We start from the raw sequence: 16,564 nt of genomic DNA on the forward strand, positions 1-16,564 counted from the left end.
CTTTCGTTTTGAAGTCATAATAGTAACACATTTATTAGTTTGTAAATGTGTCTACCTATATCAGGATAAGACACTTTTCCCTTCCTTATTTATCTGTAAATTTATTTATATAAATAATACTTTTTCGACAACTTACGGAAGTCTTCGGCATCTTTATACCAGTAGTCGCGTATGTCCTCCCAACGGTTCCGTTTCGAGAAGCGCTCGCGTATCTGCCGCGAACCGCTTACTTTGTCGAACATGTTGAAACGTCCCTTGTCGGCATGGTCAAACACGGCACGGTCAGGATAGAGGGCGGCGACTTCCTGCATGACCAGGAATTGCAGGTCGCTCAACGGTGCTTTGCCGAAATCCATGATGTGCACTTGCACACCTTGCAGCAACTCGCCTTTGCCTACACTATAGAACGGCTTTAGGTACATCGGTCTGAAGATGACCCCCGGTACGTTCAGACGGTTCAGGTTTCCGGCCAGCTTTTCCGCTTCCATCCATGGTGCGGCAAACATCTGGAACGGAATGGTATACCCCACGCCGATAGACATATATCCTAGTTCGCCCAGAATGCCGCTGACGGGGTAGAAGAATGCAGAATGAGGATGTGGAATGTGTGGAGAGGAGGGAACCCATTGCAGTCCGGTTTGGGTATAATCCATCTTGCGTTTCCAGCCTTTCATCTTCACTATGTGGAGATTACATTGTTCCCCATCCTTCAACATCTTCTCGCCATTGAGCATCAGTGCCAGCTCACCGCAAGTGAGGGCGTAAAGGTACGGAATTTTAAACTGGCTTACAAAAGAAATGCAATCATCTTCAACCAAGTTGCCTTCAATCTTCAATCCGCCTACGGGATTGGGCCGGTCCAGCACAATGAATTCCTTGCCGTTTTCGGCAGCGGCTTCCATGGCCAGTCCCATGGTGCTGATGTAGGTAAAGGAACGGCAACCGATGTCTTGGATATCATACACTAATACATCCACATCTTTCAGCATGTCCGGCGTGGCCTTGCGGGTCTTTCCGTAAAGCGAATAGACGGGCAGTCCGGTAGTCGCGTCTTTGATGTCCGTCACATGGTCGCCTGCGTGCACATCGCCGCGCACGCCGTGTTCGGGGCCGTAGAGTGCCACAAGGTTCACGTTGGGCGCCTCGTGCAGGATGTCAATGGTGGACCTCATCCGGTTGTCCACCCCCGTCGGGTTGGTAATCAATCCTACACGCTTACCTTCCAGGCATCGGAAATTCTGTTCTTTCAGTACCTCGATACCGGTCTTTATTCTGATCTTCTGTGCTTGCATCGCACCTCCGCAAAGGAGGCAGAGCAAGGATATAATAATAGTCCTCTTCATAACCAATCACTAAATATTACTCACAAAACATTAATCATTAACCATTAATCATTTTTTTCCATATTCCGGGTCTATCCTTCTGTCTGCAAAAATGGTGACAACAACCGTGGCGAAACAGCATATCATTACCAACCAGAAGAAGTCCGTATATCCGATAGCCTCCTGGATATATCCCGCAAACATACCTGGTATCATCATGCTTAGTGCCATGAATGCGGTACAGATGGCATAGTGGGATGTTTTGAATTCACCTTCGGAGAAGTACATCATGTAGAGCATGTAGGCCGTGAAACCGAAGCCGTAGCCAAATTGCTCGATGGCGATGGCGGTTGAGATAGCAAACAGATTGTCGGGCTGGGCAATGGCAAGATAGACAAACGTCAGGCATGGCAGAGTCATGCATCCTGCCATCCACCAGATGGATTTTTTCAAGCCAATGCGTGATGCGAACAATCCTCCGAGGATACCGCCCAGGGTGAGGAATATGACTCCGATGGTGCCGTATACGATACCTACTTCTGCTGTCGATAGTTCCAGACCTCCCGATTCTTTGGAGGCAACCAGGAAAGGCATACACATTTTGATGAGGAATGCTTCAGGCAGGCGGTACAGCAACATGAACACGATGGCCAGCAATGCGCCCGGTTTGGTAAAATAGGTGGCGAATGTTCGTCCGAATTCTCTGAATATAGCTCCTGCAGTGGCGGCATCGGCAGCCAGTGTTGACTTATCTGAGGTGGGTTTGGGGACTGCAAAGAGGTGATAGAACGTCACCAGGCTGAACAGAACGGCTGTAACCAGCATCGTGATGGTCCATGACAGCGGAATGTTTTCGGTTCTCAGTTCGATGGCGCCGGCAATGGCTACGAGCACGCCTTGTCCGAAGATAGAGGCGAGCCGGTAAAACGTGCTTCGGATGCCAACGAAGGCTGCCTGGTCACTCTGTTTCAGTGCCAGCATGTAGAAGCCGTCGGCGGCAATGTCGTGTGTGGCAGAGGCAAAAGCCGTGATGATGAACAGCATCAGCGTGATGCTGAACATGCTGATGGGGGTTGTTCCGGCCGCCATAGTCGCCTCGTCCGGCCGTGGAATGGACAGCGTCAGCAGGATGAATGCCACAGACATCAGAATCTGCATGGAAAGGGTCCACCATCTTTTGGTCTTGATGATGTCGACAAACGGGCTCCAGAAGGGTTTGATAGTCCATGGCAGATAGAGCAGGCTTGTGAACAAGGCCATTTCTCCGTTCGGTACGCCCATTTTGGTAAACATCATCACGGAGATGTTGTTTACGATAAAATATGGAATGCCTTGTGCAAAGTACAAGGTGGGTACCCATGCCCATGGCGATATGTTTTTTGTATGGTTCATGATATTGATTTATTGTGTTCTATTCGATTATTCATACAGCTTGTCAATGCTGGCACCTATATAGTAGTGCAACAGTATTGCATCATACTTATACCCTTGCTCGCCCATCACGGCTGCACCTATTTGGCAAAGTCCCACACCATGCCCCCAACCGGCACCGGTGAGGATGAAGCGTCCGGGAATGCCTTCGGCGGACAACTCCTCTTTGTCTACCACGAAGGCAGAGCTGTAGAGGTGTGAAGTGGAGAGCGTGCGGCGGATTTCCAGTTCCTTGCCGATGGTGAGTGTGCGTTTGGTTCCCACAATCTTCAGTTTCCAGAGGCGTCCGCTGGTTCCGCGGGCTATGGGGATAAGGTCGATGATTTGTCCGTAGTCAATGCCTGAACGTTTCAGAATGAGGGCTGAAAGCTCTTCCTGGGTATATTCCACTTTCCAGCGATAGAAGTCCGTAGTCTCCTGGTCATAGTTATTGAGTACCTGCGAGAGGATTTTCTTGTCGGTGGTGTTGCAGAATGCTTCGGGGGAGGTACGAATCCAGCGGTCCGCTTCGACTTCCTGCGTCAAATCGGGCAGTGTGGCGTGCGTTTTGCTGTCTCGTTGTTGGGCAAGATAGGGGTATTTGATGTCTTCCCAGCAGTATTGGAACTCCTCGAAAGCACCGCCGCAGCATTTGGAGAAACGGGCGTCGCAAATCTTACCATCAGATGTCAGTACCTGGCCGCGGGTAGCGGAGATGGCTTGTTTCACAATATCGGTAGAGGCACGTGTAATGCCCTGGTAGCGTTGACAATGGTCGTCGGCGCATACATCGAAACGTGTGTGGTCTTCTCGGTCGTACCAGCGAATCAGCTCTTCGTCGGTCTGCGTAAAGGCCGAGTAGTTAGCTTGGGCTTCGGTGATTTCCTTATTCTTTTGTATTTGTGCCAGTAGCCAGCTTCGGGAGATGACAGCGTGTGCCTTGAGCAGCTCCAGAGAAGCGGTGGCACTCATCTCGGAGGAGATGACGCTGGTCAGATAATCTTCTACATGGATGACGTTGATGCCGGTGAGCTTTCCATTCTCAACGATGATTTTGAGAGCACCCAGAAAACGCTGGTCTTCCTTGCGCTCCCAATGGAAATTGATGCCGATGGTAACGTCCAATAGTTCGAAGGCATCGGTCTGCTCGTGTTGCGGTTCAAACAGCAGTTCGTCATACCGGCGTCCATTCCAGAGAATCTTGCCTTCGTCGTAGGTCACTACCTGCTTGCCGCTGACTTCCGTTCCGTCCATGCGATACGGATTCAGCAAAACGAATTCTATCTGCGGTTCAAACAGACTGCCTACTTGTACTTTGGGCTCTTTCATAATGGTATTTCTTTAAAATTAGAGTTCTTGGATTTCAGAAGTCATATTTTTTCCCTGATACGCTGCCGTACCTTGTGGAAATCTGTGGCAGAGAGGCATACTTCACTTAATATCTGCGCCACGTCTTCCGCAGTGATTTTCAAGAAATCCTTTTCTACGGGGGTGATAAAGACACCTCCCAAGTCGACGGATGCCGGGCTGCTCAACAGATTGGCTTCTCCTTCGGCAGTATAGCAGGCGGGGCGGTGTTTCTCGCGCGGGAAGACAAAGACCACCCAACGGTCGGCCTCGTATAGGACCAGTACGTTCATCATCGGCTCGTCTTCTTCGGGTTTCACGTCCAGAGAACGGTAAATGATGTCGAACAAGTCTGCCGCGTCCTCTTTGGAGGTGGATTCAATCACAAGTGTGGCACGGGGAGCGTCGTCAAGATACCACAGTGCTGCTTTCCTATAATCGGCTATTTTCCCGGCAGTCTGTCCGCGCCAGTCCTTTTCAATAGGCATGAACCCTTTGTTTCCTGCCTGGAAATGAGCATGGTCGGGGGCGGAAGCACCACATTTGGGACCGTTGTAGAAGATGGTGTAATCCGTCAGCGCCTCGGCCAGCTCCAGCATGTCGGTGAAGCGGGTGGCTATGCGTTGAGGGGTATGTGCCAGTTCCGGTACTGTCAGGTGGCGGGGGAAGATGGGGAACGGATTCACCAGAATATTGTAGTGTCCTCCGAACGGGATACCTTTCTGTACCGGCGGCAAATTGGCCGGGCACAGAAAGCATTTCCGTTCCAGGATGGACTTGGCATCCACTTTGGCACCGGAGGAAACGATGCGTGCGGGGTTGAACTGTACCTTATAAAGTATCCCGTTTACATTCAGCTCTTTCACCCGCACACCGGAGAGGGCGGCATAGTTGTTGCGTGCCGTCTCCCAGGATGCCAATTGTCCAGTCAGAAGATGGTGTATCGTTTGATTCATATCACTTGTTTTTGTTCATCGCTATGCGTGCCTGAAGTTCCCAGGTACGGATGCGGTCTTTGTAGAGGTTGTGTCCGTTCATTTTCACGATGTCCAGTGAGGCATCGGAGTTGTCGTCCCAGCGGCGGCAGAGGTAGACCACGTCGTACACGCGTCCTATCTGGTACTGGCGGGAGAAGTTCAGTCCCAGTGCATAGTCTTCGCCATAGCTGGTATTGGGTACTTTCACTTCGCGCAGTACCGGGGTATAGAAGGCGCGCGGGGCACCCAGACCGTTGATGCGGAGGGCGTTGTTGCGTCCGTTTGCCGGAGTCCATTCCTTGTGGTCGATGATGCCCGGAGCAATCATGTTCATGTTGAAGTCCGTCATCATATAGGTGCCTACCACCATGGCGCAGTTCTGTTCGTAGAAGGCGCGTACCATGATGGCGAGTGTGTTTTCGTCTTTGTATACGTCATCGCTGTCCAGCTGCACGGCAAACTTGCCACACTTGGGGTGGTGTACACCTACATTCCAGCAACCGCCGATACCGAGGTCGTTGCGTTCGGGGACGATATGGATGAGGCGTTCGTCGTCCTTGAATTCGTCGATGGCCTCCGTTGTGCCGTCTGTGGAGTGGTTGTCGATGATGATAAGATTATATTTGAAGTCTGTCTTCTGCATCAGTACCGACTTGATGGCATCGCGGATGGTACGGATACGGTTGCGCACCGGAATGATGACGGAGGCCTCATATTCGAAGTTACCGGCAGAGAACTCAATCTTCTTGAACTCCGGTGCCAGATATCCCCCGATTTCTTTCAGATGTTCGGTACATGCCTGCTCCATCTCAATCTGGCGGTCACGGTTTTTGGGGTCTACATAGTCGAAAATCTTTTCGCCGCTCTTGCGGGTATCGTTTTCCACCTCGCTGTATAAGTATTCGTTGATATGTACCAAGTCTGAATGTTGGCTCAATTTCAAGCGCAGGTCGTAAAGTCCGGCGAAGTTGTAGTCAGACTTCATGTGTCCGGCGGCTTCCTTTAGTTTTTCGGTGTTGAAAAGGAGCAGGGAGCCAAAGTTGAAGTCATCCCTCAAGGAACCGAATTGGTAGTCGATTACCGGAGCGTTGCTCTGCTTGCCGTCTGCTATTTGGTAGTGGTCGGCATATACCATACCGGCGCTTGAATCTTCAAGGATGTGTATCATACGTTCCAGTGCAAACATACCCATTTCGAGCGTAGTCTCTTTGGTATAAAGCAATGTGTATTCTCCCTTGGCTGCATTAGCAATAGCTTTGAGAGTTGCACTGCTGTAGGGCATGTCAACAAACAATATTTCGCAGTCCGGGAGCGATTCCAGAGTGGCATCGGTCGTGATTAACCGGATTTCTTCTATAAGTCCTGTCGCCTGTAGGCTATTCACTGTTTTTTCTACTTGTTCTTTTCCTGCGTAGGGAAGAAAGCAACTGATTTTATTCATGATATATCTTTTAATTTTTAATTCTCAATTTTTAATTCTCAGAAGTCCCACTTCCCCGCTGGTTGCCGTGAATAGAACTTCGTGGCCGTTCAACGGAACTACGGTACTGATGAGTGAATTTCCTATTTTATGTTTCCACAGTACTTTGCCTGTTTTTCCTTCCAGTGCGAAGATAAGTCCTTCTTTGGTACTGCCAAACATTACCCCCTCTTTTTCCACTTGCATGGAGGGGGCATGCTCATAACCGAAACCTACATTGGTTGCCCACAACTCCCGCGGAGTATCTCCTTGAGCTGCATAGCAAACAATGCTGTCGTTCATCGTTTTGCTATAGATACGTTCACCGTCTTCGGAAAGTCCGATGGTCTCGCGCACCATGGACTGGAAGGTGCGCCACACGGTATTGCCCGTATGGATGTCTATAGCGGTCATGGCGCGTTGCGGGTCGGTAATGAATACTTTACCGTCGGCAGCTACCGGCCATACGGCGGCAGGAGAGAAGTGCATGCGGGTCAGTCCGCCCGTCCATTTCCACAACTCACGTCCGTCAGTCTTGTTCAAGGCATACAGTGTATTGTCCCATGCGCCGAAGATGACCTTGTCTTCCGTCACCAACGGCTTGGTTTCGATGTAGCCCTTCACGCCGGTGTAGGTCCAGATTACTTTTCCTGTATGGATGTCTGTGGCGCGGAAAGTGGCATCACTGGCACCGATGTAGGCGGTACCGTCTGCGATGGTCACGGCTCCGAGTACCGGTTCGGCAGCTCTTACCGTCCAGAGCAGGTTGCCGTCTTTGGCATTCAATCCGTAGATGTGGCGGTCGGCAGACCCGAATACAACGATACCTTCGCTTACGGCCGGAGTACCGACAATACGTTTGCCGGATTCAAAGCTCCATAGCTTTTTGCCGTTTTTCAGGGCGTAGGCTGTCAGCCGTCCCATATCGTCTCCTACGAACACTTTATCTTTTTCTACGGCGGGCGAGCAGTAAATGCCTGCACCCGTCTGTACCATCCATTGTTCCTTTACTTTCAGATATTCCTTGTTGACCGAGAAGTCGGGATATTTCTCCGCTTTTCCATTGCGGTCGTAATATTGCCCGGCCAGCGAGAAGGCAGCCCATTGCTTCTTAGGCTCGCCGATACGTTGCGTGTATACACGGATGGAGTCTTTGGTTACTTCGTAAATGCCATAACCCGGTTTTCCTTCTTTGTCGCGCAGGTTGCTGCGCATCAGTACGCCCGGAATGCCGTCATAACGTAAATCCCGGTTGCTGTGATAATGCCCGCCGATAAACAGGCGCACGTTGTAAGGGCGGACGGCATCCGTCACCTCATACCAGTTGTCCACATCCCCGTCCATTAGCGGGTAGTGGGTGACAAGTATCACCGGTTTGTCTTTGCCATTTTTCTCCATTTCCTCCGTCATCCAACGGATATCTTGCGGCACTACATGCCCGTAGGCCATACGCATCAGCGGACCGGAGTTGAAGCCGAGGAAAAGGAATCCCTTATGCTCGAACTCGAAGCGTTCGCCGCCAAAGATTTCTCCGAAAGCGGTGCAGCCGGAGTCGCTCCATTTCGTTTCATGGTTGCCAAGGGCTACGTGGTAGGGTACTTTCAGCAAGTCAAGGCACGATTTCACTTTTTCCATGGTGGCACGGTCGCCTTCTTCGGTCAGGTCGCCCGTCACCAGGACAAAGTCGATACTGTCGGTGGCATTAATCTGTGCTATGGAACGCAGCAAGTCCTCAGTGGGATTCGGATTGTTCGGGGTCAGATGAATGTCTGTCAGTTGGGCAAAACGGAATGTCCCTTGCTGTGCCTGCATCCCCAGGGGGAGCAGGCAAGCCATCAGGACAATTATTAACAGTCTTCTGTTCATAGATGATGATTGGTTGATATTATTTGTTGTCGTTGAAGAATGTCAGCACAGCATTCATGAGTGCCTCTCTTTCAGAATCAGTACGTATGGATTCAAAAGGGAATCCCAATACAAAAGTCTTGTAGTCGCCCTGGTAGGCCACACCGGCACTCAGGTTGTTTTCAGAATACCGCATCACGGTGTGTGCATCTTTGGTTGCCGGTTCAATGGCGTCCGGTGATTCCACCACATACGAATCGGCATTCAGCTCATTGTGATAGGTATAGTTTCCTGAAAGGGCGGGGAACGGAGAAGCTACGCTTTTCACCTTACCCATTGTAGCCGCTTGTCCCACACGCCACTTATATTTCAGTACTTCCATCGCAAATTTCTTGTCGGCTTCGTCGGCAGTTGCAAGGCGGTTGTCCCATAAATCCGTTCCTACAAAAGCGCCCGAAACAAAGATATTTCCACCTTGCTTACAATAAGCCACAATAGCCTCCTGCATCGGTTTGCTGAAAGTCTTGAACTCCAACGGTTTTACGCCTCCCCGTCCCATCTTGGTCTGGCACTGTTTCCCAAGTATCAAGTCCACATACCTATACTCTTTCATATCTACCGAAGTATTTTTATCTCCCCTTCCTACGGGGGAGGGGTTGGGGGAGAGGCTTTCGTTGCTACACGATACAAACGAATATCCCGCTTTCAGGATAGCGGCACCATGTATGGCAGGATAATCGAACGTATTTCCTGCGATGACTTGGGTCTCGTAATTTCCATAACTGTCGCCGAAACCGGAGGCGTCGTCGTCCATCCAGGGAATGGAACGGCGGTATTCCTTCATCTTGCCAATGTAGCTGATGTCCCGGATATAGGGGACCCCGTGGTCCTGCTCATCCAGAAATCCGGCAAGGAGGGTGTCGGCGGGGGTGGGTGCCGTAAAGTCGGCAGGGGCACTGATACGGTCGAATCCGTTTATCACCAATACGGTACCTTTGGAATTGAATGCTCGTCCGGCAGAAAGAATTTCGGAAGGGAAACTTTCACCGCCCTTGTTGACAGCGGTAACCTTGTAGCTGCATACCATGCCGGCGGGGAGCGTGGTTCGGTAACTGTTGCCGTCCACCAATACTCCGTTGTCGAAATCCCCGTCGCCGATACGGGTATAAACAATGTATTTCTCTGCTACGGCAGTCGGTTCCAACGCATCCGCTACGGGTTGCCAGGTCAGTTCCACTTCGTTCTCGCTGGTCATGCGCAAGGCCATGTGGTCTACCGGTAACGGTTGCACTACATAATCCATGTGGTATTGTGAGCAGAGGAACTGCAACATACCTTTATAGATGGCGCGGCTTACGGTGAAACGGAAACGTGGGTCCAGTCCGTAGCGCATGTCTGCAAAGTTTTGATGGGAAAGCAGTTCGAGCAGCATGGTAGGTACGCGGGGTACACGGGCCTCATAGTAAGATTGGTTCCATTTGCCACGGCGTGTCCATTGAGGTTCGTAGAGGGTACGCACGTCGCGCACGATGTTGGACTGAATCAAGTCTGTCAGGTCGTGGCTCAGATAGCGTGATGCTCCGTTGGCGAACTTCTCATTGTAGGCGTTGGTATGGTAGATGCCGAGTGTCCCGATGATGGAATCGTTCAGTGTAGTTCCTGCATCGGAGTGGAAGGCGAAGGCCATGTTGACGGGGATGTTCAGCCCTCTCTCCGTCGGATTCACGGCAGAGCCTCCGGAAAGGTAGTTCACCCAGATACCACGGCATTTATAGTCATCCGTATAGTCGTTCTTTCCGTTGCTTTCTGAATATACGCTGTCCGGTATGCCTGCCCATTGCAGCCAGTAGCGGGCGGCTTCGCAGAAGCGGGGATAGTTAGATAGTTGATAATTGATAGTGGACAATGGAGAATAGGTTACACGGTCTTGGATGTTGCCTGTATGGGTGTTTTGCAGGTTGCGGGTGTCGGAGCTTTTCAGGTTTTCCGTAGCGCCCTCGTTGGAGATGCGGCGGGCGATGTTCCCCATACCGCCGCCAATCTTCACGGCGTCGGCGGTGATGATTCTTCCTACTTTGGAGGAAAGGTTGCTCAGAACGACTTTGCATTCATTGTTCCGACCGGCATTGAAGCCGAAGGTGCCGAGGTAAATCCAGGTGCCGCCTCCCATTTGCTGGTTTACCTTGAACTGCGTGGTGCCGCCTTTGTGATAGACGGTGTAAAGGGCATCGTCCGCGCTGTTTGGCAAGGTTTGGTAAGAGACGTATACGGCGTATTGTCCGGTCGAAGGGATTTCGGGAATCCATTCGGCGGTGCTTGCGTTTCCTTTCTTGATGGTTTCTATGGCGCGGTAAGTGCCTTCCTTGAAAGGATTCTCAAAGTCTATGTATTGGGGGCGCAGGTGGGCGAAGCCTTGTCCTGCTCCCTGGCTCCAGAGCTTGTCACCGGAATTTTCTGTATAGACGGAACGGCCGGTCAGGCAACCGTCATTGTCTACGATGACTTCTGCCGTCTGGCAATCGCGTTCGCGGGGAAGCAGCACGTTGGCACCGGCATTTTCCAGCATCGGCACGAGGAAAGGCAATACGTAGCTTTGGGTGTAGAGGTCTTCCACGGTCTGGAAGATACGTGCACGCTGCCATTCCCAACGGTCGAGTTTCGGCTCGTAGTACCAGCCGTGGCTTTGCCATAGGGCGATGTGCCGGTTCTGCAAGCCGTTGGTAGGGGTGTAGGGGGCGGAAATGTCGGTAACTAAAGGCTTGGAAGCGACGGGATTGAATGTCTTCGTCTTTTTGTCTTTTTTACTACGCAGGACTTGGGGAACCAGTTCTTCGATGCTGCGCTTGTTGGTACGGATTTGCAGCTTGTATTTGGTAAACTCCGCCGGTAGCAGGGCACTTACGCCCTGGTATATTTCGGCTACATTGTCCTCGCGGAAAGGAATATAGGCACAGTTCATGTTGGCAAACAGTTGCAGCGTATTTCCTTCCACGGCCACTGAGTCGATGCTGATACGTCCTACGGAAACTTCTTTCCGTGCGGTGGTATCCAGGAATTTCCCGATTTCCTGACGGACATCCGTCGGAAGTTCTTGCGCACCTCCCCATTGGGGGAAGAGGGAGGCGGCAAGCAAACTTAGTAAAAACTGACGTCTTACGTTCATAGATGATGTATTAAGTTAATTGTTCTTTTTATCTTTCCTAATCAACAGACAGAGACCGATGAAAGTGAACAGTGCATTGAAAATCAGCAACTCGTAGCTGAATTGATAACCTCCGAACCAGGCTTCGGAATTTTTCTGCAGAATGAAGCAGAGAACCGGGGAGGCGATGGCAACCAGCGGGATGTACTTGTCACGCACTTGTTGTTTCATGAAAATGCCGAAAGCAAACAGACCCAAGATAGGACCGTAGGTATAGCTTGCCAGGATATATACAGCATCGATGACACTGGTGTTGTTCAGAAGATTGAATACGAAAATGGTGATTCCCATAACAACCGCCATGCCGATGTGCACTTTCTTGCGCATCTTCACAACCGTCTCTTCCGACTTGCCTTTCGTTCCCAGAATGTCTACGGTGAAGGAAGTGGTCAGCGCGGTGAGTGCCGAGCCTGCGGCTGAATAGGCAGAAGAAATCAGGCCGATGATGAACAGTATGCCCACAATGGCAGGGAAATAGTTGCCGGTGGCAATCAGCGGGAACAGTTCGTCACTCTTCTCCACCGCAATCTGCTGGTTGGCGGCAAAGATGTAGAGCAGCACGCCCAGCATCAGGAAAAGCAGGATGACGAAGAACTGCGAAATGACACTGGTAATCATGTTCTTCTGTGAGTCCTTGAAGTTCTTGCAGCTCAGGTTGCGCTGCATCATGTCTTGATCCAGCCCGGTCATGGCAATCATGGTGAAGGCACCGGCGAGGAACTGCTTGAAGAAGTACTGCTTGCTGTTCACATCGTCGAAGAAGAAGATGCGGGACATGTCACTGTCGGCAATGGTGCTTACCATACCGGTAAATGACAGATTGAGGTCGGAAGCGATATACCAGATGCAGAGTACGACCGACACCACCAAGCAGAATGTCTTCAGAGAGTCTGTCCAGATAAGAGACTTTACGCCACCCTGGAAAGTGTACAACCAGACCAGTGCCACCGTGATGGCCACGTTCAGCAGGAAAGGCAGTCCGAAAGGTTCGAATACCAGCAGTTGCAGCGTCAGGCATACGAGGAACAGACGGACAGCGGCACCGAGCATTTTGGAGATGAAGAAGAACCAGGCACCCGTGCGGTAGGAAGACATGCCGAAACGGTTCTCCAGATATTCGTAGATGGATACCAGGTTCATTTTGTAGAATAGCGGTACCAGCAGATAGGCTATGATGAGCTGTCCGGCAATGAAGCCCAACACCATTTGCAGATAGCCGAAGCTGCTGGCGGCAACCATGCCGGGTACAGATACATAGGTCACACCTGAAATGGCGGAACCGACCATGGCGAACGCCACGACATACCAGGATGACTTGCGGTTACCTACAAAGAAGCCGGCGTTGTCTGCCTTCCTTCCTGCAATATAGGATACCGTGAACAGTATCGCGAAGTAGGCGGCTATGGTGATGATTACGGATAGTGGAGTCATGAGGTTATTTACGATTTTATGATTTACGATTTTATGATTTACGATTTACGATTGAAATTACTTCTTTTGATGATATGTACGACTTTGATTATCCTATGTACGCTCTGACGTTCTCTTCCAATTCACGTTCATTTTTTTATCGTAAATCGTAAATCGTCAAATCGTACATCCCTTTATTCTTCGTAGAGCAGATAGGGCTTGCGCTGTACCTTGAATTTCTCTACGTCGTCTTTCCATCTTGCCTTGATTTCTTCGGCGCTCTTCCCTTCCTTTATCATTTTGCGCACGTAGTCGGTGCCTATCAACAGTTCGAAGAAGGAACGGAAGAAGTGGTCGTCCATGTTCAGATTCCGGTAAGCGTCTATCACGTAACTCAAGTCAATACCGCGTTTCCAGATTTCCTCGTCGCTCATGTTGCTCAGGTTCACGCCGTGGCAAAGCTTGCCCAGCTGGGGCGGATTCTTGGCTCCGGGAACACTGCGCGGGGTGAAGCTGTAGCTGTAGCCCGTCATGTTGGGATGCCCGTAGACCTGGAAGGGGAGGTCGGTTCCTCTTCCCAGACTGACCGGAGTGGCCTCGAAATAGCAGGTCGAGGGGTACAGATAGATGGACTTCATGTTCGGCAGATTGGGGGACGGGGGAATCGGCAGCTTGTATAGGGTCTGGTGCGTATAGTTCTTGCAGGGAATGACGGTCAGGTCGCAAGTGCGTGACGCCGGCAACCAGCGTTCGCCGTTTACCATCAGGCCCAGTTCGCCCAGCGTCATGCCGTGCACCACGGGAATCGGCAGCCAACCTACACCGGATTTATATTTCATGTCCAGTATCGGGCCGTCCACGTAGTGTCCGTTCGGATTGGGGCGGTCCAGTATCAGCACCTTGCGGTTGTATTCTGCACAAGCGTCCATCAGCCGGCACATAGAGGCATAATAAGTATAGAATCTCAGGCCTACATCCTGGATGTCTACCACAAGGATATCAAACTTGCGCATGGATGCTTCGCTTGGTTTTCCGGATTTCCCGTCGTACAGCGAGAGGATAGGTACTCCGGTCTTCTTGTCTACCGAGCTGGACACGTGTTCGCCTGCGTCGGCATCTCCTCTGAAACCGTGTTCAGGGGAGAAAATGGCTACTACATTGAACTTGTTTTCCAGCAGAATGTCCAGCAGATGCTTGTCTCCTATCATTCCAGTATGATTGGAGAATATGGCAATTCGTTTATCTTTTAGGATTGGAAAATACTCGGAAGTCTGTTCATCACCTAAAATAACTCGTTCTTCTTGTGCCCGGCACAGTAAAGAACTACATAGCACAAAGGCTAAAAGCAGCAGTTTCTTCATAATAGTATTATTAAGGAGGACGTTGTTTGCAACAAAGATACGTTTTATTTTAATATCAAAAACACTTATTTTGGTATTTTTAGTATTATCAATCATAATTTGCAAATAGTCAACTGTTCACCTTATTAATAATGGTTGAACTGCATCAACTGCGTACGGAAATACTTTTTATAAAAAGAGTGAGGGCCAAGTTTGCCCTCACTTTGGTACAATCGGTGGGAGTGCCGGTTCATTCTTCTATTCTTACCAGATGATAAAGTGTTCCCCGGTTCGATTTCTTGTTGAGGATGTCCAGCTTGCGGAGCGTGCGCCCGAAAGCTGCTATCCGGTTGATGGCCAACTTATCCCTCGTTTTCTGTTGCAGGTCGTTGAAAATCTGCATGGCTGTGAGCCATTCGCCTTCTTCGCTCTCCTCCGCGCCACGGAAATGGCAAAGGAAAAGTTCTTCCAATGGGTCTACCCGCTCGAATTCCCGGTTGTACTCCTTTACGATTGCTTCGTCAGTGTCGTCCAGCCAGTAGCGTTCACCCTTCATGATGTCGTGCATGGCTTGGGCATAGAGCTGGTGATAATTGATAGTGACGTTTGTCTGGATAGGACCGGTCACTTCGATGCAGATGAAACGGCGACTTCCCGACGGGTCGGTCAGCAGGTCTTTCAGATTGCTGGTCCCGATGAAGGAGGCATAGCGGCGCATTTCCTGAATAGTGGTACCGTAGGGCTTTCGCAGGTTGGCAACCGGTTTTTGCAGGAGGTGCTTCAAGAAGCCTTGCTGATTGGCGTTTATCTGGTCGAATTCGTCGATGTTAATCAGAAAAAAGCGGCCAAGGCTGCGCTCCGCTTCCTGCTTGCTCTTGAAGTCGATACTGTCGGTGTAGCCGAAACGCAGTTCCGGTGGCAATAGGATACGGCAGAAAGTACTTTTGCGGTAACCTTGCGGACCTACGAGCAGGGGCGAGGTGTTGTTGCCGTGCTGTTTGTCGATTCCCCGCCAATGTGCCACCATGCCAAGAAACCACCGGTAGAACAGTTCCCTCCAGTGGGGATTGTGGCAGGGCACGAGGTCGGCCAATGCGCGGATGCGGTCTTTGCCGTCCCAGCGTCCGGTGTTATAGAGATATTCTTCGATGGGGTTGTATAGCGGCACGTAGTCCGAAGACAGGAAGCGGGTGATGTCGCGGTCCCACACACGTACTCCCTCTTTCAGTGCCTTCATGGCGATGCTGCTGCGTACGCGCTGGTCGGCAGGCTGGAAGTAGAAGTGGATGGAGTCGCGCTGTCGGTATTCCAAGTCGCCAAGCACGGTGTTGTAGCGGAATTCGTAGCGGCGTTTCATGAACTCCTCCAGCCGGAAAGCAGTTTCCTGGTCTTTGTTCAGGCTGCTGCGGGTGCCGAAGCCTTTCAATTCCCCGTAAAGGTTATGCAGCGTCAGGCGTACAAGGGGTTCGTCTGCCTCCCGGTAGTAGTGCATCAGTGTCTGGCGCACCGCTTCTTCTTCAGGAATGCCGGCTTTGAAGCAATGTTCGGCAAGGCGGGACAGCAGCGGGCGCAGGTCGTCGCCCCGTCGCCAGTTGTCCAAATCGCGGAAGGCGCGGTCGAGGGCGGCCTCGAAGAGCAGGTTGCATGTGTCCGCCACTTCGTAGCCGGGAGTCATTCTCAGCAACGGATTGCTTTCCTGCTGTTTCCGTTGGCGGTAGTTGTCTTCCGAGGGCAGGGCGCAGGGCTGTTCCAGGCAGAAGGCCACGGCGGTGGGGCTATAATAGGGCTGTTCGTCCACGGTCATCCGGCAGCTTTGTAGGAGTGAAGGAGCCTGGAGGGTGATGGGGAAAGGGAGAAGGGGTTGGTAGCACTTCACTGCCAGGCGGTAGGCGTGGGCGTGGAATAAGGCGATATCGTCTTCATTCTTTGGAAGCCCTCCGTCGGGCAGGGTGAAGCGTACCCATATTTTGGCGCTTCGTCCGCTGGAGCCACAGAAGGCGGCAAAGGTTTGCGGCAGCAGGGCGGCTTGTTGTTTCACCAGTTCGGCTTCGGCCACCCCGGCCAGATTGTTTACTTCCAGTAGTACCAGCCCGTTGTAGGTCTTTATCCGGTGTTCTCCTGCTTTGGTGCGGGTCATTTCTACGGCGGGATAGAGACGCGGCAGTCTGTCGATATGCTCATATCGGGCGTTGGTCCCTTTCAAATGCGGGATGATGCTACGCAGCTCCGTAATGTATCCGGTCTTGTTCTCT

At 51.3% G+C, this 16,564-nt stretch carries 10 protein-coding genes; all 10 read right to left on the bottom strand.

Annotated features, from left to right (window positions below):
• Positions 1 to 101: 101 nt before the first annotated feature.
• Positions 102 to 1,343 (bottom strand): exo-beta-N-acetylmuramidase NamZ domain-containing protein, encoded by a 1,242-nt coding sequence (locus ABUA47_RS16000; protein ID WP_005834674.1) that lies wholly within the window; start codon positions 1,341 to 1,343, stop codon positions 102 to 104.
• Between the two features lie 48 nt (positions 1,344 to 1,391).
• Entirely contained in the window at positions 1,392 to 2,714 is a 1,323-nt protein-coding gene (locus ABUA47_RS16005) for an MFS transporter (RefSeq protein WP_005824972.1), read from the bottom strand.
• Between the two features lie 27 nt (positions 2,715 to 2,741).
• Positions 2,742 to 4,061: a SpoIID/LytB domain-containing protein gene (locus tag ABUA47_RS16010; RefSeq protein WP_349831757.1), complete on the bottom strand. Its 1,320-nt coding sequence runs from the start codon at positions 4,059 to 4,061 to the stop codon at positions 2,742 to 2,744.
• Positions 4,062 to 4,102: 41 nt separating this feature from the next.
• Positions 4,103 to 5,035, bottom strand: a complete 933-nt coding sequence (locus ABUA47_RS16015) for a DUF4922 domain-containing protein (RefSeq protein WP_005824968.1) — start codon at positions 5,033 to 5,035, stop codon at positions 4,103 to 4,105.
• 1 nt (position 5,036) lies between these two features.
• The gene (locus tag ABUA47_RS16020; protein ID WP_009037755.1) at positions 5,037 to 6,497 is read right to left on the bottom strand and encodes a glycosyltransferase family 2 protein; all 1,461 of its coding nucleotides are present in this window, start codon (positions 6,495 to 6,497) and stop codon (positions 5,037 to 5,039) included.
• A gap of 24 nt (positions 6,498 to 6,521) precedes the next feature.
• A complete protein-coding gene (locus ABUA47_RS16025; RefSeq protein ID WP_008662787.1) occupies positions 6,522 to 8,381 on the bottom strand; it encodes a PQQ-binding-like beta-propeller repeat protein in 1,860 nt (619 codons plus the stop codon).
• A 19-nt stretch (positions 8,382 to 8,400) separates the two neighbouring features.
• Positions 8,401 to 11,523 carry a xanthan lyase gene (locus tag ABUA47_RS16030; RefSeq protein WP_035446994.1) on the bottom strand — a complete coding sequence of 1,041 codons (3,123 nt, stop codon included), beginning with the start codon at positions 11,521 to 11,523 and terminating at the stop codon, positions 8,401 to 8,403.
• Positions 11,524 to 11,538: 15 nt separating this feature from the next.
• Positions 11,539 to 12,993, bottom strand: coding sequence for a sodium:solute symporter (locus ABUA47_RS16035; RefSeq protein ID WP_008662791.1), 1,455 nt, complete (start codon positions 12,991 to 12,993; stop codon positions 11,539 to 11,541).
• A 173-nt stretch (positions 12,994 to 13,166) separates the two neighbouring features.
• Positions 13,167 to 14,333, bottom strand: a complete 1,167-nt coding sequence (locus ABUA47_RS16040) for an exo-beta-N-acetylmuramidase NamZ domain-containing protein (protein ID WP_034532683.1) — start codon at positions 14,331 to 14,333, stop codon at positions 13,167 to 13,169.
• Positions 14,334 to 14,562: 229 nt separating this feature from the next.
• Positions 14,563 to 16,564 (bottom strand): BT4734/BF3469 family protein (locus ABUA47_RS16045; protein WP_349831759.1); only part of this gene is annotated, 2,002 nt, incomplete at its 5' end.

It is taken from the genome of Bacteroides sp. RTP31139st1_H2_RTP31139_211217 (assembly GCF_040227615.1).
GTDB classification, from domain to species: domain Bacteria; phylum Bacteroidota; class Bacteroidia; order Bacteroidales; family Bacteroidaceae; genus Bacteroides; species Bacteroides uniformis.